Annotated in this window: 18 protein-coding genes; 8 read left to right on the top strand and 10 right to left on the bottom strand. The window is 68.1% G+C overall.

Features of this window, described 5'->3' with window-relative positions; all coding sequences use genetic code 11:
- Window positions 1–17 precede the first annotated feature (17 nt).
- Genes ACEI37_RS01725 through ACEI37_RS01695 form a run of 7 tightly spaced genes read right to left on the bottom strand, consistent with a single transcriptional unit; the run spans window position 18 to window position 7227 of the window.
- The gene (locus ACEI37_RS01725) at window positions 18–923 is read right to left on the bottom strand and encodes a polysaccharide deacetylase family protein (protein WP_373377035.1); all 906 of its coding nucleotides are present in this window, start codon (window positions 921–923) and stop codon (window positions 18–20) included.
- Between the two features lie 12 nt (window positions 924–935).
- Entirely contained in the window at window positions 936–1988 is a 1053-nt protein-coding gene (locus ACEI37_RS01720; protein WP_373377034.1) for a bifunctional UDP-4-keto-pentose/UDP-xylose synthase, read from the bottom strand.
- Window positions 1985–2926 (bottom strand): formyltransferase, encoded by a 942-nt coding sequence (locus tag ACEI37_RS01715; protein ID WP_373377033.1) that lies wholly within the window; start codon window positions 2924–2926, stop codon window positions 1985–1987. Before ACEI37_RS01715 ends, ACEI37_RS01720 begins: the two co-directional genes overlap by 4 nt.
- Window positions 2926–3882 carry a glycosyltransferase gene (locus ACEI37_RS01710; RefSeq protein WP_373377032.1) on the bottom strand — a complete coding sequence of 319 codons (957 nt, stop codon included), beginning with the start codon at window positions 3880–3882 and terminating at the stop codon, window positions 2926–2928. Before ACEI37_RS01710 ends, ACEI37_RS01715 begins: the two co-directional genes overlap by 1 nt.
- Window positions 3879–5051, bottom strand: coding sequence for a DegT/DnrJ/EryC1/StrS family aminotransferase (locus ACEI37_RS01705; protein WP_373377031.1), 1173 nt, complete (start codon window positions 5049–5051; stop codon window positions 3879–3881). The genes ACEI37_RS01710 and ACEI37_RS01705 overlap by 4 nt, the downstream gene beginning before the upstream one ends.
- 52 nt (window positions 5052–5103) lie before the next feature.
- The gene (locus tag ACEI37_RS01700) at window positions 5104–5475 is read right to left on the bottom strand and encodes an EamA family transporter (protein WP_012356262.1); all 372 of its coding nucleotides are present in this window, start codon (window positions 5473–5475) and stop codon (window positions 5104–5106) included.
- 18 nt (window positions 5476–5493) lie between these two features.
- Window positions 5494–7227, bottom strand: a complete 1734-nt coding sequence (locus ACEI37_RS01695) for a glycosyltransferase family 39 protein (protein WP_373377030.1) — start codon at window positions 7225–7227, stop codon at window positions 5494–5496.
- A gap of 456 nt (window positions 7228–7683) precedes the next feature.
- Between ACEI37_RS01695 and ACEI37_RS01690 the strand changes: the two genes are divergently transcribed.
- Window positions 7684–8583: a hypothetical protein gene (locus ACEI37_RS01690; RefSeq protein WP_373377029.1), complete on the top strand. Its 900-nt coding sequence runs from the start codon at window positions 7684–7686 to the stop codon at window positions 8581–8583.
- A gap of 81 nt (window positions 8584–8664) precedes the next feature.
- On the opposite strand, the gene ACEI37_RS01685 is transcribed toward ACEI37_RS01690, so the two are convergent.
- The gene (locus ACEI37_RS01685; RefSeq protein ID WP_373377028.1) at window positions 8665–8979 is read right to left on the bottom strand and encodes an amino acid ABC transporter permease; all 315 of its coding nucleotides are present in this window, start codon (window positions 8977–8979) and stop codon (window positions 8665–8667) included.
- Between the two features lie 186 nt (window positions 8980–9165).
- Window positions 9166–10107, bottom strand: a complete 942-nt coding sequence (locus ACEI37_RS01680) for an amino acid ABC transporter substrate-binding protein (protein ID WP_373377027.1) — start codon at window positions 10105–10107, stop codon at window positions 9166–9168.
- 359 nt (window positions 10108–10466) lie between these two features.
- Between ACEI37_RS01680 and ACEI37_RS01675 the strand changes: the two genes are divergently transcribed.
- The 5 genes from ACEI37_RS01675 (at window position 10467) to ACEI37_RS01655 (ending at window position 20634) form a co-directional block, all read left to right on the top strand.
- On the top strand, window positions 10467–12668 hold the full coding sequence (locus ACEI37_RS01675) for a type I secretion system permease/ATPase (RefSeq protein WP_373377026.1): 2202 nt from the start codon (window positions 10467–10469) through the stop codon (window positions 12666–12668).
- Window positions 12652–14034, top strand: a complete 1383-nt coding sequence (locus tag ACEI37_RS01670) for an HlyD family type I secretion periplasmic adaptor subunit (protein ID WP_373377025.1) — start codon at window positions 12652–12654, stop codon at window positions 14032–14034. Before ACEI37_RS01675 ends, ACEI37_RS01670 begins: the two co-directional genes overlap by 17 nt.
- 88 nt (window positions 14035–14122) lie before the next feature.
- Window positions 14123–18727 carry a beta strand repeat-containing protein gene (locus tag ACEI37_RS01665; RefSeq protein WP_373377024.1) on the top strand — a complete coding sequence of 1535 codons (4605 nt, stop codon included), beginning with the start codon at window positions 14123–14125 and terminating at the stop codon, window positions 18725–18727.
- Window positions 18728–18900: 173 nt separating this feature from the next.
- Window positions 18901–20241, top strand: coding sequence for a TolC family outer membrane protein (locus tag ACEI37_RS01660; RefSeq protein ID WP_373377023.1), 1341 nt, complete (start codon window positions 18901–18903; stop codon window positions 20239–20241).
- A gap of 105 nt (window positions 20242–20346) precedes the next feature.
- Window positions 20347–20634, top strand: coding sequence for a DUF2917 domain-containing protein (locus ACEI37_RS01655; protein WP_373377022.1), 288 nt, complete (start codon window positions 20347–20349; stop codon window positions 20632–20634).
- Here the strand turns inward: ACEI37_RS01655 and ACEI37_RS01650 are convergent.
- On the bottom strand, window positions 20603–21535 hold the full coding sequence (locus ACEI37_RS01650) for a LysR substrate-binding domain-containing protein (protein WP_373377021.1): 933 nt from the start codon (window positions 21533–21535) through the stop codon (window positions 20603–20605). The genes ACEI37_RS01655 and ACEI37_RS01650 overlap by 32 nt on opposite strands.
- Window positions 21536–21706: 171 nt before the next feature.
- On the opposite strand from ACEI37_RS01650, the gene ACEI37_RS01645 reads away from it, so the two are divergent.
- Together ACEI37_RS01645 and ACEI37_RS01640 are read left to right on the top strand one after the other, a co-directional pair.
- Window positions 21707–22975 carry an MFS transporter gene (locus tag ACEI37_RS01645; protein WP_373377020.1) on the top strand — a complete coding sequence of 423 codons (1269 nt, stop codon included), beginning with the start codon at window positions 21707–21709 and terminating at the stop codon, window positions 22973–22975.
- A 295-nt stretch (window positions 22976–23270) separates the two neighbouring features.
- Window positions 23271–24395 (top strand): acyltransferase family protein, encoded by a 1125-nt coding sequence (locus ACEI37_RS01640; protein WP_373377019.1) that lies wholly within the window; start codon window positions 23271–23273, stop codon window positions 24393–24395.
- Window positions 24396–24437: the final 42 nt, after the last annotated feature.

Here is a 24437-nt window from a genome sequence, read left to right as displayed (position 1 = left end):
ACGGCGTGGGCTGCGATTCAGCGCAATGCCACGTTGGGCTGCACGATCAGCTCCCCGCTCCGCCCCGGAATCTCTCCCCACGTCACCGGCAGGCGTGGCAGCGTCGCGCAATCCAGTCCGCGATACCACGTGCCCATCGACACCAGCTCGTGCCCCTGCGCACGCCAGCCCGCCAGCAGCCGTTCGAATACGGGCGCGAGCTTGCCGCCTTCGAGCTCGGCATGCAGCGTGAACACATGGTCGCGCTGGCCTTCGGTCAGCGCCAGCAGGGCCGTGTGGACGTTGTCCTCGGTCAGGCCGTCGGTGCCGATCAGCTCGTCCAGCGTTGGCAGCGTGGTCGGCATCTGCACGTGGCGGCAGGGCACGCCGCCGATGGTGGGGATATAGGGCGCGGTGCCGCGGCCGTCCGAGGCATAGGCCATGTCCCAGATATCGATCTGGCGGAACGCGGCCTCGTTCATCTGCCAGCCGGCGGCGCCGTGCGTGGCCGGGGGCTCGCCGAAGATCTCGCGAAAGCGCGCGAAGGCGCGCTGCATCTGGTCGCGGGTCCAGGCGGCATCGCGCTCGCGCACGTTGTCCTGCCAGTAGACGTGGTCCCAGGTGTGGATGCCGCATTCATGCCCGGCGGCGCGCGCCGCGCGCATCTCGGCGGCGCCCTTGCGGCCGATATCCGGGCCGGGCAGCAGCACCCCGTACATCAGCGTGCGCAAGCCGTAGTTCGACACCACCGAAGTGCGCGACACCTTGCGCAGGAAACCCGGGCGGAACACGCGCCGCAGCGCCCAGCCGGTATGGTCCGGGCCCAGGCTGAACAGGAAGGTGGCCTGCGCCTGCGCGGCCGCCAGCAGCGACAGCAAGCGGGGCACGCCTTGGCGCGTGCCGCGCAGCGTGTCGACGTCGACCTTCAGGGCGATTCGTGCCATGTGCGTGCGCGCTCAGTTGCCGGAATCGACCAGCGTGCGGGCCTCGACCACCTTGCCCCGGTACGCCTCGAAGATGCGGCGCAGCGCCGCTTCCATGCCGATCTCGGGGTGCCAGCCCAGCTCCTCGATGGTGTTGTCGATCTTCGGCACGCGGTGCTGCACGTCCTGGTAGCCCTTGCCGTAGAAGTCGCCCGACGAGGTCTCAACGATCTGCGTGTGCTGCGCCTCCTGCGCGTATTCCGGGTAGTCGGCGGCCATCTTCAGCATCATCTCGGCGAGTTCGCGCACCGAGTGGATATTGTCCGGGTTGCCGATGTTGTAGATCTTGCCGCTGGCCACGCCGCCGGGATTCTCGATGATGCGCATCAGCGCGCTGATGCCGTCGGCGATGTCGGCGAAGGCGCGTTGCTGCGCGCCGCCGTCGACCAGCCTGATCGGTTCGCCGCGCACGATATGGCCGAGGAACTGCGTCACCACCCGCGACGAGCCTTCCTTCGATTCGAAGATCGAATCCAGCCCCGCGCCGATCCAGTTGAAGGGGCGGAACAGCGTGTAGTTGAGCCCCTGCTCCATGCCATAGGCGTGGATCACCCGGTCCATCAACTGCTTGGAGCAGGCGTAGATCCAGCGCGGCTTGTTGATCGGGCCGTAGACCAGCGGCGAGGCGTCGGGGTCGAATTCCTCGTCGCCGCACATGCCATAGACCTCGGAGGTCGACGGGAACACCAGGTGCTTGCGGTACTTGACCGCGGCCCGCACGATTGGCAGGTTGGCTTCGAAGTCCAGCTCGAACACGCGCAGCGGCTGGCGCACGTAGGTGGCGGGGGTGGCAATGGCGACCAGCGGCAGCACCACATCGCACTTGCGGATGTTGTACTCGATCCACTCGCGATTGATGGTGATGTCGCCCTCGAAGAAGTGCATGCGCGGGTGGTCGATGAGGTCGCCCAGGCGGTCCGTGTTCATGTCCATGCCGTAAACCTCCCACGGCGTGGTTTCGAGGATGCGGCGAGTCAGGTGGTGGCCGATGAAGCCGTTGACGCCGAGAATCAGGACCTTTTTCATCGGTTTCCCTCGTTGGACTGTTCGGTATGGAGGTGCCCGGCAAGCGCCTGCGGCGTGACGGACGTGCCGTCCGGTGCCAATAGCTGCGTGACGATGACCAGGCCGCCGTCGCCGCATACGCCGACGACCTGGCCGTCGCGCACCTGCAGGCCGGTTGCCGTGCCGGCGGGCATCGACGGCACCGCACCCGGCAGCGGCCGGCGCGCCTGCGCCACGATGAAGCGCTGTCCGCCAACTTCCGTGAACGCGCCGGGGTAGGGCGGCGCGACCGCGCGGATCAGGTTGTAGACCTCGGCGGCGGGCCGGTTCCAGTCGATGCGGCCGTCCTCGGGCTTGCGCCCCGAGTAATAGCTGCCGTCGGCCAGCCGGTTCGGGCGGCGCGGCGCTTGTCCTGCCATCATCGCGGGAAGCGCGCGCCACAGCGTCTGCTCGGCCGCCACGGTGACCTTGTCGAACACTTCGCCGGCGGTATCGTCGGGCAGGATCGGCACGGCGGTCTGGTCGACGATATCGCCCGCGTCCGGTTTTGCTTCCATCACGTGCAGCGTGGCGCCGGTCTCGGTCTCGCCGTGCAGCACCGCCCAGTTGACCGGCACGCGGCCGCGGTACTTCGGCAGCAGCGAGCCGTGCATGTTGAACGCGCCGCCCGGTGCCAGCGCCAGCACGCCGCCGGGGATCATGGCGCGATAGTAGAACGAGAAGATGACATCCGGGCGTGCGTCGCGCACGGCCTGTGCGATGGCGGGATCGGCCGGGTCCTCGCCATAGAGGAACGGCACGCCCAGCTCGGCGGCGGTGTCGGCGACGCGGCGGAACCAGATGTTCTCGTCGGGCCGGTCGCGGTGGGTGATCACCAGCGCCACTTCCACGCCGCGCGCATGCAGCACGCGCAGGCAGCGGTCGCCGACATTGTGGTAGGCAAAGACGACGGCGCGCATCACGTCTCCACGGTGCGGGCCGGGTCGGCCTCGAGTATGGCCTTGATGCGGTAGCGCGGGCGGTCGCGCACTTCCTGGTAGATGCGGCCGACGTATTCGCCCAGCAGTCCCACGCCGAACAGCAGGATGCCGATCAGGAAGAAGTTCATGGCGAACAGCGTGAACACCCCCTGCACTTCGGAGCCAAGCACGAAACGCCGCACCAGCAGCACCACGAACAGCACCCCGGACAGCAGCGACAGCAAGGTGCCGATGGCCGAGAACCACTGCAGCGGCACGATCGAGAAGCCCGTGACCAGGTCGAAATTCAGGCGGATCAGCTGGTACAGCGAGTACTTCGATTCCCCCGCGTGGCGCTGCTCGTGGCCGACTTCGATCTCGACGGGGTTCGAGGCAAAGGTGTAGGCCAGCGCCGGGATGAAGGTATTGACCTCGCGGCACGCGTTGATGGTGTCGATCACGGTGCGGTCATAGGCGCGCAGCATGCAGCCCTGGTCCGTCATGCGGATCTTGGTGATGCGCTCGCGCAGCCGGTTCATCGCACGCGAGGCATAGCGGCGGAACGCGGTGTCGTTGCGCTGGCGGCGGATGGTGCCGACGTAATCGTGGCCGGCGCGCATGGTCTCGACCAGGCGCGGGATCTCTTCGGGGGGATTCTGCAGATCGGCGTCGAGCGTGATCACGATCTTGCCGCGGGTGTGCTCGAAGCCCGCCAGGATCGCCATGTGCTGGCCGAAATTGCCATTGAACAGCACCACCCGGGTCACGTCCGGGCGCTTGTGGAACTGCGCGGCCAGCAGCTGCGCCGAGCGGTCGACGCTGCCGTCGTTGATGAAGATGATCTCGTAGGATTCGCCGAGGCCATCCAGCGCCGGATAGAGGCGATCAAACAGGGCTTGCAGCCCCTCTTCTTCGTTGTAGACCGGAATGACGACCGAGACCTGGACCGGGCTCATTGGGAAAGACGTTTGCATGTTTCGCTGAGGATTGCGCAGACCCGCTCCACGTCCGAGGCTTGCATTGCCGGGAACAGCGGCAGCGTGACGATGCCGCGCCCGATGCGCTCGGCGTGCGGCAGCATGCCTTCGCGCCAGCCGAGTGAGCGGTAGTAAGTGAAAAGATGGACCGGCGGATAGTGCACGCCGGTGCCGATGCCGCGCTCGCGCATGGCTTCCATGAGCTTCTGCCGCGCCTGCATCGGGCCGCCCTGCATGCGCTCGGTGGGCAGCACCACCTGGAACATATGCCAGTTGGTGGTGGCCGCCAGCGGGTCCAGTGCCTGCGGCAGCTCGATGCCGAGGGCCTGCAGGCCGCTGTCGGCGGCGCAGCGGAAATAGGTGTCGGCCAGTTCGGCGCGGCGCGCGGTGATGGCGTCGAGCCGCTCCAGTTGGGCCAGGCCGACCGCGGCGTTGACATCGGTCAGGTTGAACTTGCCGCCCGGCTCCTCGACATCCATGCCGTCCAGGCCGGTGCGGATCACGCCCTGCAGCCGCAGGCGCTCGGCGCGCACGGCTTCCTCGGGCGTGTTCATCACCAGGCAGCCGCCTTCGATGGTGGTGATGTTCTTGTTGGCCTGGAAGCTGAAGCTCACCAGGTCGCCGAAGGCGCCGATGCGCTGGCCGCGCCAGCGTGAGTCGATCGCCTGGGCCGCGTCTTCGATCACGCGCAGCCCATGCCTGGCGGCGATCGCGTACAGGCGGTCCATGTCGACAGGCAGGCCGGACAGGTAAACCGGCATGATGGCGCGCGTGCGCGGCGTGATGGCTGCCTCGACCGCGTCGAGGTCGAGGTTGCGCGTGCGCGGGTCGATGTCGACGAACACCGGCTTCGCCCCCACGGCCACCACCACGTTGGCGGTGGCGACCCAGGTGATCGGCGTGGTGATGACTTCATCGCCGGGGCCGATATCGGCGATGCGCAGTGCGATCTCCATGGTCGCCGAGCCGTTGGCGAAGGTGCGCACCGGACGCCCGCCGAACAGGTCGGACAGCGCGGCCTCGAAGGCCTGCATCTTCGGACCGGAGGTGATCCAGCCTGAAGCCAGCACCTTGCCGACGTCGGCAATGGCGGCGGCGTCGATCTCGGGCCGGACAAACGGCAGGAAGGCAGGAGCGGAGGCGGTCATGGCAGGCGAAGGAGGCAGCGGCGGTCAGGCCAGGCGAGGGCGCGGACAGCCTTCAGGAGCGGGCGATCAGGAAGACGCCCGCCAGTATCAGCAGGATGCCGGCCACGCGCAAGGGGCCGATGATCTCGCCGAACAGCCACCAGGCCGCGAGCGCATTGACCACGTAGCCCAGCGACAGCATCGGATAGGCGATCGACACATCGACGCGCGACAGGCCCACGATCCAGACGCCCACGCTGACCACGTACAGCGTAAGACCGGCCAGCACCGGCCATTGCGTCAGCACGCGCAGCGCCGTCACCAGCAGCGTGCCGCGGTCGAGCGTGATGGCGCCGACGGCGTTGACGCCGGCCTTGAGCAACAGCTGCGCCGCTGCATTGAGCAGCACGCCGGTCAGGATGAAAGCAAAGGTGGAAAGCGTCATGGCAAGGCGGTTGGCGGATTACGGTGCTTGCGTCTGTGCTGGCTGTCCGGGCAGGGCGAAATTGGCGACGGCCACGCGCCGGCGGTCGCCGGCGATCTTGTGCATCGGCACGCCGCGCGCGGCCAGCTCGGCGTAGGTCTGCGGCGCCATGATCGCCACCGCGCGCTGGCCATCCTGCCAGCGCGCGAGGAACTGGTCGACGCTTGGGATCCACTTCTGCGGTTCCTGTCTGATGCCGAATTCGAGTTCGTCCGGATGTCCGACCAAGACCGTGGTGCGGCGCAGGTAGAACGGCAGCGTGTGGTCCAGCAGCCGCACGCTGTACAGCGGCATGTCGGGCGCCAGCACGGCATTGATCGCGGGCACCAGGTCCGCGCCGGAGCTCGGCCGGCCCATCACTTCGTGGGCGCGCAGTCCGACCGTGGCGCACAGAAACATGGCCAGCGCATAGGCCACCACGCTCGGGAACACCCCGCGCGTGCGCAGCAGCCGGCGAGCCAGCAGCGCGCCGCCCAGCATCACGGCGAAGGCGATGGCCAGCCATTCCGCGAACTCACGATACACCGCATTGGGCGTGCCCGGCTTTTCCATCATGCCGACGAACGGGATCGCGATCAGCCCGATCACGCCGAGCGCAACCATGGCATTGACCTGCCAGCGCCACGCGCGTTCCGTGGTGGTGTCCAGCGCCACGCCGGCGAGCAGCGCCAGCGCCGGGAAGATCGGCACGATATAGCCCGGCAGCTTGGAGCCGGACAGGCTGAAGAAGACGAAGATCGCCACCGCCCACAGTCCGGCCAGCAACGCCGGCTGGAACGGCCGCGGCGCATTGCCGCGCGCCACACCGGCGCGCTCGCGCACCGCCTGCCACATCTGTGGCACCAAGCCCAGCCACGGCAGGAAGCCGGCCAGCAGCAGCGGCACGAAAAACCAGAGCGCGCCCTCGCGGTGGTGCACGTTGGAGGTGTAGCGCTGCCAGTGCTCGTGGATAAAGAAGAAGCGCAGGAACTCCGGGTTGCGTTCGGACACCAGCCAGAACCACGGCACCGTGACCGCCAGCAGCACCGCGACGCCGGCCGGCAGATGCAGGCGGCCCCACAGCTTCCAGTCGCGCGTCGCCAGCGTATAGACCACCAGCACCAGCCCGGGCAAGGCCAGCCCGACCAGTCCCTTGACCAGCACCGCCACCCCCATCGCCGCCCAGCACGCCAGCATCCAGTTGCGCCGCACCGCCGGCGTGGCCGCGGGATGCTGGGCCAGCAGCATGCAGGCGAGTACGCACGCCATGGCCCCGGACAGCGTCATGTCGAGCGAATTGAAGTGCCCGGCGACATTCCACATCGGCGTCGACACCAGCACCAGGCCGGTCAGCATCGCCACGCGGCAGCCGTACCAGCGCGCCGCCGCCAGCATCGACGCGCCGATGCCCAGCATGCCGGACAACGCCACGCACAGGCGCGCCTGCCAGTCCCCGACTCCGAACAAGGTGTAGGCCAGCGCCGTCACCCACATGTGGAAGGGCGGCTTCTCGAAATACTTGAGCTCGTGGTAGCGGATCGTGACCCAGTCGCCGGTGGCGACCATCTCGCGGGCAATCTCGGCGTAGCGGCCTTCATCGGAACGCAGCAGGTGGCGCATGTCCAGGGTACCGAACCAGACCAGCAGTATCAGCAGGCCAACCAGCATGACGGTACTTGCGGTGGCTCCGATGGACGGCGCGGCGACAAACCGCGAGGTCGATGAACTACGCATGGATCTCCTGGAAGAACGCGGCGAACCAGGTCTCGGGCGACGCGCGGTGACGGGCAAGCCATCACAACGCAGAGCGGGGGCCGGCGGTGGACAGCGGACCAGAATATCCGCGAGGACGCGCCGCAGGCACGCCGGAACCGCCAGGCGCCGGGGACGCCACAACCGCTGGAATACGCGAGGCGCGCAATGGTAGCACGGCGGCCAAGTCACTCCGGACGGTTTCCCGGCGTGGCGGCAGCGCCGGTTTTGGGCCAGATGCGGTGTATAAAGCATATGCGGCCAGGCTGAACCCGTGGTTGGCCCCGGCATCCTCGTCGGCATGCCCGTTAGACCGGCGCAGGCTTGAAATGAGCAGTTACACGCGCAACAAAAACGCGATAATTCCGATTGCCAGTCAGTCAGTTGCCAGCCAGGCAGGGGCTGCATGGGGGCCGGCCAATCCAGACGGGGATCGAGGTGAAGACAAAGGTTCAGCAAATCCGGCAGGCCGGCCTGGTGGCGTGCGCGGCGGCATGCGTGGTGCTAGCTCCGCAATCTGCCAGCGGCCAGGGCATGCCAGTGCTGCCAGGTACCGGCGGCGTCGCCCAGGCGGCGGCCAGCCAGGCGCAGGCCGCCGCCGCGGCGGTGCTGTGCAATGCGCCGTGGTTCCGCTCCGGGTCGCATGTGCAGATGGAAGGCGACGGCGTGATGCCGATGTCGATCCGCATGACCCTGCGCGACGTCGAGCGCAGCCCGACCGGCTGCCGCGCCCAGCTCGAGGTCAATTCCAAGTCGGCGCTGTCCGCGCTGATGGGGCCGCCCGTGATTACCAACCAGGTCCACGAGGTGGCGATCGAACGCAGTGCGCCCGAGGCGCAGACCAGCATCGAAAGCCAGCATGCGGTCATCAACGCGCGCGCCCGTTACGCCCGCATGTATGGCGAGGCGGCGTTCCGCGGCAAGGGGGTATTCAATTACGCCGGCTTGGACCTGCGCGAAGGCACCACGCTGGAGGGCGAAGTGTTTCACTCCAGCGTCTCGCTCAAGGTCTATCCGCTCGGCTCCGATGAGGCGGTCAGCACCATGGAGGCGCAGCGTGCCACCATCCATATCGGTTCGCGCCACGTGGGCAAGCTGCAGATGATCGACACCCTGATGGGGCGCAAGGAATGCCAGCCGATTTCCTACGACAAGCGCACCTCGCTCGGACCGCTGATGATCGGTGGCGAACTGGTGCAGGTCGAGCCCACCGTGATGCACGTCACCGACTGGTACTGCCCGGCCGAGGCCTTCGTGCTGCGCACTGAAGTGCGCCAGGATGACAAGGTGCAGCGCGTCGACGTCACCGCGCTGGAGCGCGATACGCAGGCGCCGTAGCCGGCGCCATGGCCAATCGCCCGCGAGGGCACAAAAAAACCCGCCGCGGCGGGTTTCCTTGTATCCGGCGGCAGCCGTGGTTCAGCTGGCGGCCGGAGCGGGGGTGGCTTTCTTCTTGCTGCTCTTGTTGTTCTTTTTCTTGGTACCTTGCTTGGCCGGCTTCTTGTCGGCGGACGGGTCGGTCAGGTCGGTGCGGGTGCTCTTGTTCGCGCCCTGGCTGTACGGATCGAACTTGTCGCCGGCCTTGGCGCCCTGGCTGTACGGGTCGAACTTCTCGCCCGACTTGGCACCCTGGGAATACGGATCGAACTGCTGCTTGCCGCCGGTTTGTGCCTGCACGGCCAGCGATGCGGCGCCAAGGCAGAGTGCGATCGCGGTCGCGACGAACTTGTTCATGGTTTCTCCTGAGATATGCCGCCGTCGGGCGGTCGTGTCTATGGCCTGCCCTGTACAGGGGCGGCTTGGGCCAGTGTCGCCAACATCATTCATGACTGTCAACTTGGGGCTTGCCCGGCGCGGCAACCTCATGGAAACCCTGAATTGCGGCGCCAGCGCGATTGCGCATGGCGCCGCCGGCACGGCTTATTCGGTGACCGCGTCGGACGGATGCTTCCAGGCCGCGCGCACCTCGCCCGAAGGCGCCAGCGCCAGGTTGATGCCGCGGCTGCCGATGGGTTGCTGGAACCAGCGCTGCTGCAGCGCCGTGACCTCGGGGCCGGCAAAGGCCGTGGCCAGGGTCTGGTCGACCAGGCGCTTCCATTCCGGATCGGCCTTGGACAGCATCAACGCGTTCTGCTCGATCGACAGCGCTGGGCCCACGATGACGAATTGCGAAGGGTCCTTGGCGCGCGCGCGCAGGCCGGCCAGCAGCACGTCGTCCATCACGAAGGCCTGGGCCCGACCCGATTCGAGCAGCAGGAACGATTCGCCGTGGTCCTTGGTGTAGACGTCGTGATAGCCGTACTGGCCCTTGAAGCGGCGCACGTGGCGGTCGCCGGTCGAGCCCGCGCTGGTGACCACGGTCTTGCCGCGCAGGTCGCCGAACGAGCGGATGCCCGAGTCCGCCCGCACCAGCATGCGCACCGTCGACACATAGTGCGAGACGCTGAACGCAACCTGCTTCTGGCGCTCGAGCGAGTTGGTGTTGGGGGCGCAATCGAGGTCGACCAGCCCGTTCACCACCGCCGGGATGCGGTTCTGCGGCGTCAGCGGCATCCAGCGCACCTTCAGGTCCTTCAGGCCCAGCTTCTGGCGCGCCGCCTCGGCCGCGCGCAGGCACAGGTCGACGGCATAGCCGGCCGGCTGGCCCTTGTCGTCGGCAAACGAGAACGGCAGCGCGGATTCACGGTAGCCCAGCACGATGGTGCCGGCGTCGCGGATCTTGTCGAGCACCGGGCTCTGGGCGCGTGCCGCGGCCGGGGCCAGCATGGCGACTGCAGCGCCGGCGGCGAGCAGGATTGCCGCGAGCGGGCGGCGGGCGCTGGTAAGGCGGGCGGTCACGGCAGGCAAGGCGAAGGCGGTCATGCGGGAGAAACTGGAAAACAGCCGGCAATCCGGCGAAGACGCTAGGGTATACCCCAGCGCGCGCGGGGCGAAGGATATTGTCGTCATAAGCAAATTCCCAAGGTCGGCCCCGGTTCCCCGCACCGATTGCATTGGTGAAACGCCAAACGGATGAGGCCCGCTGGGCATTGGAGGCGCCGGTTGCGCCATCCGGACGATGGGCGACGGTGTCGGGCTCACCTACGCTTGCAAAAAACGACATGGCAACGGGACGGGGGGCACCATGGCAGCAAGCAACCGCGGGCGCACGACGATGGCGGCAGGTGCCATCGGCCGGCAGCGTCCTGGTCCACCGTCGCGGTAACACCGGGACCTGTGCCATGCACGCGGCCGCCACGCATGCGCGCGAGATCCGGCATGCCGTCCCGGGTCAGCCCGGCGACGCGCGTCCTGACGATGCGCTGCTGGACTGCCTGCTCTGGCTGGCCCGGCATTTCCACCAGCCGGCCTCCGCCGAGGCCCTGGTCGCCGGGCTGCCGCTGGAGGACCATCGCCTGACCCCCGCGCTGTGCGCGCGTGCCGCGGCGCGCGCAGGCCTCTGCGCGCGGCTGGTGCGACGCAGGCCCGACCAGATCCCTGACCGCGTGCTGCCCGCGATGCTGCTGCTGGACCAGGGCGAGGCCTGCATCCTGGTGCGGCGCGCAGAGCAGGGCATGCTGGTGGTGGTGCTGCCGGAGTTCGGCGACGGCGAACAGGCCGTGCGCGCCGAAGACCTGCTGGCGCGCTACACCGGACACGCCATCTTCGCCCGGCCCGCGTACCGTTCGGATGCCCGGGCTGCCATCGATGCCGCACCCGATCTCGCACCCGGTCAAGTACCGCAGGCATGGTTCTGGGGCGTGATGCGGCAGTGCTGGCCGGTCTATGGCGAGGTGCTGGTGGCTTCCTTGCTGCTGAGCCTGTTTGCGCTGGTGATGCCGCTCTTCACCATGAACGTCTACGACCGCGTGGTGCCGAACCATGCGCTGGAGACCCTGTGGGCGCTTGCCGTGGGCGTCGGCCTGGTGCTGCTGTTCGAGCTCGCCATGCGCATGCTGCGCGGCTACTTTGTCGACGTGGCCGGCAAACGCATCGACGTGACGGTGTCCGCCACGGTGTTCGAGAAAGTGCTGGGCATCGAGATGCGCTCACGGCCCGCCTCGGTCGGCAGCCTCAGCAGCCAGTTGCAGGAATTCGAATCGGTGCGCGATTTCCTGACCTCCGCCACCATCACCACGCTGGTCGAGCTGCCGTTTGCCGCGGTCTTCATCGCCGCGATGTTCTGGGTGGGCGGCCCGCTCGCATGGGTGCCGCTGCTGACGGTGCCGCTGGTGCTTGGCCTCAGCCTGGCGCTGCAGGGACCGCTGTCGCGCGCGGTGCGTGCCAGCAGCGCCTGCGCGGCACAGCGGCAGGCGGCGCTGGTGGAGACGCTGGTGGGGCTGGAGACCATCAAGACCACGGGCGCGGAAGGTGTCGCGCAGCGGCAATGGGAGCAGGTGGTGGGGCAGATGGCCCGGCTGGCGCTGCGCTCGCGCTGGCTGTCGGCGTGCGTGATCAACGCGGCGCTGTTCGCGCAGCAGGCCGCCACGCTGGCGGTGGTCGTCGTTGGTGTCTACCAGATTGCCGCCGACCGCCTCACCATGGGCGGCCTGATCGCCTGCACCATCCTGGCCGGACGTGCGCTGGCGCCGCTATCGCAAATGGCCGGGCTGACCACGCGCTATCACCAGGCGCGCACCGCGCTGGCCGCCCTCGACCGGACCATGGCGTTGCCGGTCGAGCGCCCGCCCGGCAAGCACTTCCTGCACCGCCCGCCGCTGCGCGGCGAGATCGAATTCCGCGCGGTCAGCTTCCGCTATCCCGGCCGCGACGGTGCCGCGCTCGACGGGGTGTCATTCCGCGTTGCCAGCGGCGAGCGGGTCGGGCTGATCGGCCGCATCGGCTCGGGCAAGACCACCATCGAAAAGCTGATCCTGGGCCTGTATCCGCCCGATGCCGGCTCGGTGCTGGTCGACGGTGCCGAAGTGCGCCAGCTCGACCCGGCGGCGCTGCGGCGCGGTATCGGCTATGTGCCGCAGGACGTGATGCTGTTCAGCGGCACCGTGCGCGACAACATCGTGATGGGCGCGCCTTACGCCGACGATGCCGCCGTGCTGCGCGCCGCGCGACTGGGCGGTGTCAGCGATTTTATCGAGCGCCTGCCCGAGGGCTATGACTTGCGCCTGGGCGAGCGCGGCGAAGGGCTTTCGGGTGGACAGCGGCAGGCCATCGCGATCGCGCGCGCGGAGCTGTTGCAGCCGCCGCTGCTGCTGCTCGACGAGCCCAGCAGTGCCATGGACAACCGCACCGAAGAGCAGTTCAAGGCTCGGCTCGCGGCAGCGCTGGGCGAGCGCACGCTGTTGCTGGTGACCCACCGCGGCTCGCTGCTGAGCCTGGTCGATCGCCTGATCGTGATGGACCAGGGCCGCATCGTCGCGGACGGGCCCAAGGCCGAGGTGCTGAACGCGCTCGCCGGGAGAAAGCTCCATGTCGCCTCGGCCTGAGCTCCGCACCCTTGCGCGTCGCATGGCCGCCGCGCTGCGGCCGTACGACGACGACACCGCCTTCATGGATGCGCGCGACGCGGCGGCGCTGTCGCGGCCCCGCTGGTTCGCGCACTGGATCCTGTGGTGCGCCGTGGTCTTCGTCATCGTTGCGCTGAGCTGGGCGGCGCTGGCACGGGTCGATGAGGTGGCGGTGGGCGAGGGCAAGGTGATTCCGTCGAGCCAGGTGCAGGTGGTGCAGAACCTGGAAGGCGGGATCGTGGCGCAGATCATGGTGCGGCCCGGACAGGTAGTCAGCAAGGACGAGCCGCTGATGCGCATCGACGATACGCGCTTTACCGCCTCGTACCAGGAAGGCCGTACCAAGGACGATGCGCTGGTGGCACGCATTGCGCGCCTGAGCGCCGAGGCCGCCGGCACCGAGTTCGTGTCCAGCGCGGGCGGCGACGGCGATACGCGCCGTTTCGTGGCCGAGGAACGCTCGCTGTTCGCCTCGCGCAAGCATGCGCTGGAAGCGAACCTGGCCGTGCTGCGCCAGCAGTCGGAGCAGCGCCGGCAGGAACTGGCCGAAAAGCGCTCGCGCGAGCAGCAACTGCGGCAGAGCCATCGCCTGGTGGCGCAGGAGCTGGCGATGATGCGGCCGATGGTGGCGCAGGGCGTGGTTTCCGATGTCGATGTGCTGCGGCTGGAGCGGCAGACCAATGACCTCAAAGGCGAGCTCGACGCGTCGCGGCTGGCGATGCCGCGCCTCGAAGCGGCCTATCGCGAGAGCCAGCAGAAGCTCGATGAAGCGAGCGCGCATTTCCGCGCCGAGGCCATGCGCGAACTCAACCAGGCCAGGGCCGAGCAGGCAGCGCTGAGCGCGACCAACACGGCCTTGCAGGACCGAGTCGATCGCACGCTGGTGCGCGCGCCCCTGAGCGGGATCGTCAAGCAGCTCAAAATCAACACCGTGGGTGGCGTGGTCCAGCCGGGCATGGACCTGGTGGAAATCGTGCCGCTGGAAGACACGCTGCTGGTCGAGGCGCGCATGCGTCCGGCGGACATCGCCTTCCTGCGGCCGGGACAGCCTGCCGTGGTCAAGCTGTCGGCCTACGACTTCTCCGTCTACGGCGGCTTTGCCGGCACCGTCGAACATATCAGCGCCGATACGCTCACGCCGGAGCGGCCCGGCGAGCGGCCGGAGAGCTATTACCTGGTGCGCGTGCGCACCCGCGACAACCGGCCGGCAGGCAGTGCGGTGCAGGTTCCGATCCTGCCCGGCATGGTCGCCACGGTGGATGTACTGACTGGCCAGAAGACGGTGCTCCATTACCTGCTCAAGCCCATCATCAAGACCCGGGACATGGCGTTCCGTGAAAGGTAGGGACCGCGCTCGCACGCGAGCCTTTTTGCAACGATAACAAGCAAGGCATGGCCGCGAGGCCTGCATTCAGGAAGGAGAGAGAACCACCATGGCAACCGTGACTGGCACCAACGGCAGCGACAGCCTCATCGGCACCGCAAGCAGCGACACCATTCTGAGCGGCAACGGCAACGACTATGTCAGCGCGGGCGATGGCAGCGACTATGTCGATGCCGGCAACGGCGACGATATCGTCGAGGGCGGCGATGGCAACGACACGCTGCTGGGTGCCAACGGCAAGGACCGCGTGTTCGGCGGGCGCGGCAACGACAGCCTGTCCGGCGGCAACGGCACCGACGCGGTCTATGGCGGCAGCGGCGACGACGTGATCGGCAGCGGCGACGGTGCGTCGACGCTCTACACCGGCGACAACGGTGGCGATACGCTGTATGGAGACGGCTACGACAGCCATGCCGACTATCTGCGCGGGCGCGGGCATGAATCGGCCCAGCCCGGCAATGACCGCATCCAGGGCGGCAATGGCGACGACCTGATCTTTGGCGACAACGGCGACGGCGCCGTCGTCGGCGGCGACGACATCATCGCCGGCGGCAATGGCAGGGACACCGTCTACGGCGAAGGCGGCAACGACACCATCGCCGGTGGGGGTGGCGGCGACATGCTGGGCGGTGGCAGCGGCCGCGACACCTTTGTCTACAACGCTGTTTCCGATTCCACCGCGGCCGGCATGGATGTCATTGCCGACTTCCAGCGCGGCACCGATCGCCTGGACCTGCGCCCGGTGCTGGGCGACACCGGCTTCCAGTGGGGCGGCCTGACGCCGACTGCCCATGGTGCCTGGTACCAGCAATCGGGCGGCAACACCTTTGTCTACGTCGATGTCGACGGCAATCCCGCCACCGCTGAAATGGTGATTCGCCTTGATGGCCTGCACGACCTGACCAAATCCGATTTTGCCGGCTACGACAACCATGCCCCTACCGCCGCGGCCGATGCCAACGCCATTAGCGAAGACAACCATCCGAACCCGGTTACCGGCAACGTGCTGGCCAATGACAGCGACGTCGATGCCGGCAATGTGCTGGCCGTGGCCAGTCCCGGCACCTATGCCGGCCAGTACGGCACGCTGCAGATCAACGCCGACGGCAGCTACAGCTACACCCTGGACAATGGCAATCCGCTGATCCAGTCGCTGCGCCTCGGAGACCATGTCGATGAGTCGTTCGGCTATAGCGTGACAGACGGCCAGGCTTCGGCCGCATCGACATTGAGCATCCGGATCAACGGGGCCAACGATGCGGCGACCATCACCGCGTCGGCGAGCGAAGATACGGAGGTGACCGAAGCGGGTGGTGTGGCAAACGCTAGCGGAGGCGACGCCTCGGCCAGCGGCACGCTGACGGTGAGCGATGTCGACACCGGCGAAGCGCACTTTGCTACGGTGGCGCCGGACAGCCTGGTCGGGCAGCACGGAACCTTCACGTTCAACAGCACCACCGGTGCGTGGACCTACACGCTGGACAACAGCAAGGCCGATGCGCTGATTGTCGGACAACAGGTCAGCGATGCGCTGACCGTGTCCTCGGCGGACCAGACCGCGCAGCAGACGATCACGGTCAATATCACCGGCACGAACGATGCCGCCACCATCACCGCGTCGGCGAGCGAAGATTCGACGGTGACAGAAGCTGGTGGCGTGGCGAACGCGATTGCCGGAGATGCCACTGCCAGCGGAACGCTGACGGTGAACGATGTCGATAGCGGCGAAGCGCACTTCGCTGCCGTGCCGGCGGACAGCCTGGTCGGGCAGTACGGCACCTTCACGTTCAACACCACCACCGGTGCGTGGACCTACACGCTGGACAACAGCAAGGCCGATGCGCTGATTGCCGGTCAACAGGTCAGCGATGCGCTGACGGTGTCCTCGCCGGACCAGACCGCGCAGCAGACGATCACAGTCAATATCACCGGCACCAACGATGCGGCGACGATAACCGCGTCGGCGAGCGAAGATACGGCGGTGACCGAAGCGGGTGGTGTGGCAAACGCCACCGCAGGCGACGCCTCGGCCAGCGGAACGCTGACGGTGAGCGATGTCGATAACGGCGAAGCGCACTTCGGCGCGGTGGCGCCGGACAGCCTGGTCGGGCAGTACGGCACGTTCACCTTCAACAGCGTCACCGGCTCGTGGACTTATGCGCTGGACAACAGCAAGGCCGATGCGCTGATCGCCGGACAACAGGTCAGCGATGCGCTGACCGTGTCCTCGGCGGACCAGACCGCGCAGCAGACGATCACGGTCAATATCACCGGCACGAACGATGCCGCCACCATCACCGCGTCGGCGAGCGAAGATTCGACGGTGACAGAAGCTGGTGGCGTGGCGAACGCGATTGCCGGAGATGCCACTGCCAGCGGAACGCTGACGGTGAACGATGTCGATAGCGGCGAAGCGCACTTCGCTGCCGTGCCGGCGGACAGCCTGGTCGGGCGGTACGGCACCTTCACGTTCAACACCACCACTGGCGCGTGGACCTACACGCTGGACAACAGCAAGGCCGATGCGCTGACCGCCGGCCAACAAGTCAGCGATTCGCTGCTTGTGTCTTCGGCCGACCAGACCGCGAACCAGACCATCACGGTCAATATCACCGGCACCAACGATGCCGCCATCATCACCGCGTCGGCTAGCGAAGACACGACGGTGACCGAAGCCGGCGGCGTGGCAAACGCTAGCGCAGGCGACACCTCGGCCAGCGGAACGCTGACGGTGAGCGATGTCGATAGTGGCGAAGCACACTTTGCCGCGGTGGCGCCGGACAGCCTGGTTGGGCAATACGGCACCTTCACGTTCAACAGCACCACCGGCGCGTGGACATATGCGCTGGACAACAGCAAGGCTGATGCGCTGATTGCCGGGCAGCAGGTCAGCGATGCGCTGACGGTGTCCTCGGCGGACCAGACCGCGCAGCAGACGATTACGGTCAATATCACCGGCACGAACGATGCCGTCGTCAACAGCGTTCCGGCCGCGCAGTCGGTCAACGAAGACACGCCGCTGGTGTTCAGCACGGCCAACGGCAATGCGCTCGGCTTCTTCGATGTGGACGGCAGCAGCCACACGGTAACGCTGACGGCGAGCGGGGGCACGATTACGCTGAACGGCACGGCCGGGCTGCAGTTCCTGGCCGGAGATGGCAGCGCGGACGGCACCATGACCTTCACCGGCAGCGACGCGGCGATCCATGCCGCACTGGACGGGCTGCAGTTTGCCGGCGACAAGGACTATGCCGGCACGGCCTCGCTGCAGATGCAGACCAGCGATGGCGCGGCGACCGACACCGATGCGGTGGCGATCGCCGTCAATCCGGTCAATGACGCGCCGGTGGCTGCCGCGGACGTGGTCTGTGTCTCGAACAACACCGCCAGCATCGTGATACCGGTCAGTGCCTTGCTCGCCAATGACGGCGACGTCGATGGTCTGGCACTGACGATAACGGCGCTCACCGGGGCCACCGGAGCCGTCAGCAACCTGAGGGTCGCGCCCGGCACCAATGACAGCTACATCATGTTCGACTCCAGCAACTCGGCGACAGGAAGCTTCAGCTATACCGTCTCCGACGGTGCGGGCGGCACCAGCACGGCTACCGTGACGGTCAATGTCTCGTCGACCAATGGCGCGGCTGCGGTGACCCTGGCAGGCCAGACTTACCAGGCTTCCTACCTCGACGGCGGCAGCAATACCGATGTGCTGACCGGGGCCGCAGCCAGCGATATCTTTATCGGCGGCGCAGCGAGTGACACATTGCGCGGCGACGCGGGCGATGACGTGCTGCGAGGCGGCGCCGGAGACGATACGCTCGATGGCGGCGCCGGCATCGACATGCTGGACCTGTCCGATGCCAGCAGCGGGCTGGCATTTACGCTGGCGCAGGGCAGCAGCACGCTGGTCAACCTGTCCGGCGTGGGGCTTGGCAGCGATAGCTACAGCAATATGGAAGGCGTGGTCGGGTCGCGCTTCAATGACACGCTGACGGGCAGCAGTGCCAACGACATCCTGCGCGGCGGCGCGGGCAACGACACCCTCGATGGCGGCGCGGGCATCGACCTGCTGGACTTCTCCGATGCCACCGGCGCGATCGATTTCACGCTGGTCCAGAGCAGCAGCGCGACGTCGGTCAATCTTGGCAGCGTGAACCTGGGCACGGACAGCTATAAGGGCATGGAGGGCGTGATCGGGTCGGCCTTCAATGACACGATCAACGGCTTGGCCGGCAACGATGCGCTGCGTGGCGGCGCCGGCGATGACCACCTGACGGGTGGGGCGGGCAATGACCTGCTCGTCGGCGGCGCCGGGGCGGACACGCTCGCGGGCGGCGCCGGCAGCGACACCTTCCGCTTCCTGCGCGCGGATGCCGCCTCGGTCGACACGATCACTGACTTTGACTTCGCTCCCGCCGCTGGCGGCGGCGATGTGCTGGATCTTTCCGACCTGCTGTCGGGCGTCAGCGTGACCAATGCCAACGCGTCGCAATTCGTGCGGCTGGCGGAAGTCGATGGCAATACCGTGGTCAGCCTGGACCGGGACGGCGGTGGCACTGCCGGCGGGTTCCAGGATGTGGCCGTGCTGCAGGGCGTGGTAGGGCTCGACCTCAATACGCTGCTGAGCAACGGCAATATTCATACGGCCTGAACCAGGCGCCATCAAGGGGGACGGAGCAAGCAGGAACGGGGCAGAGACCGCGAAAGCGGCAAGGCAGGACGGCAGCAGTGCTGCCGGCAGTGTCAAAACCATAATAAGCGGGTAGGGCGCCGCGTTCGGACGCGTATAGCGTGCGAACGCGGTGTACCCGGGCAGGGGGAAGCATGACGACGACATGGTGCCGGCTGGCACCCGTGCTGCTATGGACGGCGCTGGCGCTGCCGGGGTATGCGGCGGCCCAGGCGCTGCCCCAGGCGGTCGACCTGGCCGTGCACAGCAATCCCGAGGTGCTGGCAGCGGGTAGCCGCCGCCTGGCCGCCGACGAGGGACTGAAGCAGGCACGTGCCGGCTACCTGCCTCGGATCGATATCGGCGGCGCCACCGGCCGCGTGCGGCTCGACAGCCAAAGCAGCCGCGTGGCCGGGATGTCGGACGCCTCGTATGGCCGCCATGCCGCCGACGTCACCATCACGCAGATGCTGTTCGACGGTTTCGGCGTGAGCAGCGATGTCGAGCGGCAGGGCGCCCGGATCGATGGCGCTGCCTACCGCGTCGGCGCTACCGCCGAAGACATCGCGCTGCGCACCGTCGGCGTCTATGTCGAGGTCCTGCGCCGGCAGGAAACCGTGGCGATCGCCATCGCCAATCTCGAGGCGCACCAGCATACTCATGACCAGATCCGGCTTGGTGCCGATAACGGCGTACTGCGCCGCGCCGACCTGTACCAGGCGGAGAGCCGGCTGGCCCTCGCCAAGGCCAGCCTGCGGGCGGAGCAAGGCGCGCTGCAGGATGCCGAGGCGGCGTTCGTGCGCGTGGTCGGGACCACACCGGAGCGCTTGTCCCGCCCGGAATCGCTGGCTGCCGTACTGCCCCCGACCGAGCGCGAGGCCCAGCAAGTGGCCAGTGCCAGCCACCCTGCGCTGGGCGCGGGCCAGGCCGATATCGCCGAAGCCGAGGCGGCCCGCGCGCTGGCGCGCTCGGCCTTGTGGCCAAGGCTGGAACTGGAGGTGGGCGGGGCACGCGACCGCGACCGTGTGCTAGGCACCACTGACGAGCGCCGGGTGATGCTGCGGCTGCGCTATAACGTGTTCCGCGGCAATGCCGACAAGGCCCGCATCAGCGAGGCTGGCTTCCAGATCCAGGAAGCCGAGCAGAACCTGGAGCGGCTGCGGCGGCAGGTGCAGGAAAGCGTGTCGCTGGCGTATAACGCCAACCGTACCGCGCAGGACCGCCTGGCCAGCCTGCAGCAATATGTGCAGGCAAGCGATGCCACGCGGCTCAGCTACGGCAGGCAGTTCCGCATCGGGCAGCGCAGCCTGCTGGACCTGCTCAATGCGGAGAATGAATACTTCAGCGCCCGCACCGCTTATGTGACGGGCCAGTACACGGAACTGGCCAGCCAATACCGCATCCTGGCGGGCATGGGGCTGCTGCTGTCGACGCTCAACGTCGCGCCCCCCGGCGAGGCGCTGGTCCAGGCCGGGGCGCGCGCGGGGCAGCGCTAGCCATGCTGGGCTCGCATGCCGCTGCCAGATGGCTGGCCGACGCATTGCTCATGGCAGCCTGAGACGCCGTTCAGCACAATGAAAAGGCCCTCACCGGAGCCTTTCATGTCACGCACTATTTCCCTGGAAGCGGAATGTCTCGGCCTGCGACTGCGCGCCGGCACGGAACTGGTCTGCCGCGGCGGCAACCTGTGGCTCATCTTCGAGGTGCCGGGGCGGCCGTCTCCCGATGTGTTGCTGGCGCCGGGCGAGCGCCATCGCCTGCAAGCCGACGCCGAGGTGTTCGTCGCGGCGCTGCACGGCGCGGGTCCAGCGCGGTGCCGGATCGAGGCGCCACCGCGCCGCGCCGGCCCGCTGCGGTTCAGGTGGCTGCGGGGTGCACGGGCGTCTTGACCGTGCGCGCGGCTTCCTGGCTGATCCATTGCGCCACGCGCTTGACGTCGGCGCGCGGCTGCGCGGCGGCCTGGATCAGCCAATAGGCATTCGGGCTTGGCGGCGCCTGCCGCGCGGTCGGCACCAGCGCCAGCTGGCCGCCGTCGACCAGCGGCCGCACCAGTTCAAGCCGTCCGAGCGCGACGCCTTGCCCTGCCAGCGCCGCCTGGATGACCTGGTCATACTGGTTGAAGCGCAGCATGCCGCGCTGGCTGGCCTGGCGCAGGTCGCGCGCGGCCAGCCAGCTGCGCCACTGCAGCCACGGGCGCGGATCGTCGAATTCCAGCAGCGGCAGCTGCAGCAGCGCATCGCCGTGCGGCGCGAGCGCGGCCAGCAGCGACGGATGCGCGATCGGGGCGATGTGCTCGCCGAACAGGCGCACGGCATCGGGCGGCGCCGCGGCGTCGCGGCAATAGCGCACCGCCAGGTCGATCCCCTCTTCACGCAGGTCGCTGATACGGTTGCTGGCCGACAGGCGCACATCGAGGTGCGGATGGGCTTTCTGCAGGCTGCCCAGCCGCGGCAGCAGCCACAGGCCGGTCACGCCGATGCTGGCGGTGACGGTGACCGGCTGCCGGCCCTCGCTGCGGCGCACCTCGGCCACCACGTCCTGCAGCTGCTGCAACGCGCTGTCGGCGCTGCGGAACAGGCGTTCGCCCTCGGCGGTGAAGGCGACGCCGCGATGCTTGCGCACGAACAGCTGCACCTTCAACTGCGCCTCCAGCGCATGGATCTGCCGGCTCACCGCCGACTGGGTCAGGCACAGGTCGTCCGCCGCCTGCGTAATGCTCATGCGCCGGCCGACGGCGACGAAACCCTTGAGCAGGTCGAGCGAGAACAGGCGAACCAGCGGGGTGGACATGCAGTGAGCTCCGGGCAGATGCGCGAGACCTCATTACAGCACGATCCGGGGCGCTCCTGCCATGCATCTAACGCATGGCAGCACGACCGAAAGATCGGTTGAAGGAAGGCCTGCCGTCGCTTGCAATAGAGCCATTGCGCTGCGGGCGCCATCGAACGACAAGGGGCCGTCATGACCATCCATTTGCCACGCTCGTCCGGTTCCGGCGCCACGCCCTGGTGGCGGCAACTGTGGGTGCTGGTGCTGGCCGGTGGCGTGCTGATGGGGATGGCGCTGGGCGTGCGCCATGTGCAGGGGCTGTTCATGCTGCCCATCATTGCCGAGCGCGGCTGGACCCGCGAGACCTTTGCCTTTGCCATGGCGGTGCAGAACCTGGCGTGGGGGCTGGCGCAGCCCTTCACCGGCATGCTGGCTGACCGCTACGGCTCGTGGAAGGTGATGGCGGGCGGGCTGGCGCTGTATGCCGCGGGGCTCTATGGGATGACGCAGGCGCATACGTCGACGGCGCTGGTGTGGTCGGCGGGCCTTTGCCTCGGCGTGGCCTTGTCCGGTACCACCTTCGGCGTGGTCTACGGCGCGCTCAGCCGGATGACCGGGGCCGCGCAGCGCAGCCGCGCGCTGGGGCTGGCCGGCGCAGTCGGCGGCATCGCCCAGTTTGCGCTGGTGCCGGGTGTCCAGGCGTTGCTTGCGGGGACCGGATGGGCGGGTGCGCTGCTGCTGCTTGCCGTGGCGTTGGCCGTGCTGGTGCCCCTGGCGCTGCCGTTCCAGGACCGCGGCGCGGCGGCGGCGCCGGACCACCACGCGGCGGACGCGGCCGCGGGCCAGCCGCTCAGCGCCGCCGTGCGCGAGGCCTTCGGCCATTCGGGCTTCTGGCTGCTCAACCTGGGCTTTCTTGCGTGCGGCTTCCAGCTGGCCTTTATCGCCAGCCACCTGCCAGCGTATCTGCTGGACCGCGGCATGCGTCCGGCCGACGGCATGGCGGCACTTGCCATCATCGCGCTGGCCAATGTGGCCGGCGTCTATGTGTGCGGGCTGCTGGGCGGGCGCCACAGCAAGAAGTACCTGCTCGCCGGCATCTACCTCGCGCGCACCGCGGCGATGGCGCTGTTCCTGCTGCTGCCGCTGAGCCCGGCGACGCTGTACGCCTTCAGTGCGGCGATGGGATTGCTGTGGCTGGGCACGGTGCCGCTCACCAACGGCATCCTGGCCCAGGTGTTCGGCGTGCGCTATCTCGCCACGCTGTTCGGCTTCGTGTTCCTGGGCCATCAGCTCGGCTCTTTCCTGGGCGTGTGGCTGGGTGGGCTGGTGTTCGAGCTGACCCGCTCGTACGACACGGTCTGGTACGGCGCCATGGCGCTGGGTATCGTCGCCGCGGCGCTGCACTCGCCGATCGACGACCGCCAGATTGTCCGGGGCGGCCTGGCGCCGGCACGGCCGTGAGACCCGGTATCCCCGCGCTGGGAGCCTGGCTATCGGTTCTCGGCCTTGCCACGCTGTGCGCGGTGGCGCTGGCGGGATGGCTGGATCCGGCCCATGCCTATGCGTGGATAGCGCTGCTTTCGCTGTGCCAATAGCCCTCGCCACCGGCCGCTGCGACATTGCAGCGGCCGTCGAACTGGCAACAAGCACGGCCACTGTGTAACCAATCCGCAAAATGTATGCATTGCGCCACATTGAGTGGTGGCGCAGCGGGTAGAATCGCGCCTTCCGCGCCCTTTGCATCATCCCTATAACAATGAGCTCCCGCCCGTCGCGCCTGCCGTGCATCGACGCCCTCAAAGCCGTCAGTTCGCAACTGATCGTCCTGCACCACCTCGCCTTCTATGGACCGATGTCCGACGCCGCGTACCGCCTGGCGCCGGGGCTGGTGGACTGGCTCTATGACTACGCCCGCATCGCGGTGCAGGTGTTCCTGGTGATCAGCGGCTTCCTGGCAGCGCGCAGCCTGGCGCCCGACGGACGGCTGGAGATCCGCCAGCATCCGCTGTCGCTGCTGTGGCGCCGCTACCAGAAACTGGCGGTGCCGTTTGCCGCGGCAATCCTGCTCAGCATTGCCGGCGCAGCCGTGGCGCGGCACTGGATGACGCATGACTCGATCCCGGCGTCGCCCACGCTGGGCCAGTTGCTCGCGCACCTGACGCTGCTCCATGACATTGTCGACGTCGACGCGTTGTCGGCCGGGGTCTGGTACGTGGCCATCGACCTGCAACTGTTCGCGCTGCTGCTGGGCACGCTGTGGGCGGCGCGCGCAGTGTCGCGGGGCAGGGCGCCCGCGGGCGTGGCGGTCAGCATCGGCCTGGTGGCGCTGGCGGTCGTGGCGTCGCTGTTCTGGTTCAACCGCGATGCCGCGTGGGATATCTGGGCGGTGTACTTCTTCGGTGCCTATGGCATGGGCACGCTGGCCTACTGGGCGTCGACGCCCGGCCGGTCGTTGCTGCCGCTGCTGTTGCTTGGCGCGGTGGCGCTGGCCGCGCTGGTACTGGACTTCCGGCTGCGCATTGCCGTGGCGCTGGCCACCGCGCTGCTGCTGGCGCTGGCGCGCCGCGGCGAATGGCTGGAACGCTGGCCGCGGGCGCGCGTGGTGGGCTACTTCGGGCGCATTTCTTATTCCGTGTTCCTGATCCATTTCCCGGTGTGCCTGGTGGTCAATGCGCTGGTATCGCATTTCGCACCGGGCCAAGCGGTGCTGAACGCGCTGGGCATGGCGGCGGCGTGGGCCCTGAGCAATGTGGCGGGCGCCTTGTTCTACCGCTTCGTCGAAAGCGCGCAGCCGTTCGCGGCACTGCGGGCGTTGCTGGGCGGCCGCGGTGACGCGGCAGGCGACTCCGACCCCGGCTCGGCGAGCCGCCCGACCATGTAAGCCTTGCAAGCATCGCCGCGCGGCACTACGCGGCTGCTCCGC

The sequence above is a fragment of the Cupriavidus nantongensis genome (assembly GCF_041726985.1).
Classification (GTDB): domain Bacteria; phylum Pseudomonadota; class Gammaproteobacteria; order Burkholderiales; family Burkholderiaceae; genus Cupriavidus; species Cupriavidus nantongensis_A.
This window is presented reverse-complemented; position numbering and strand designations above follow the sequence as displayed.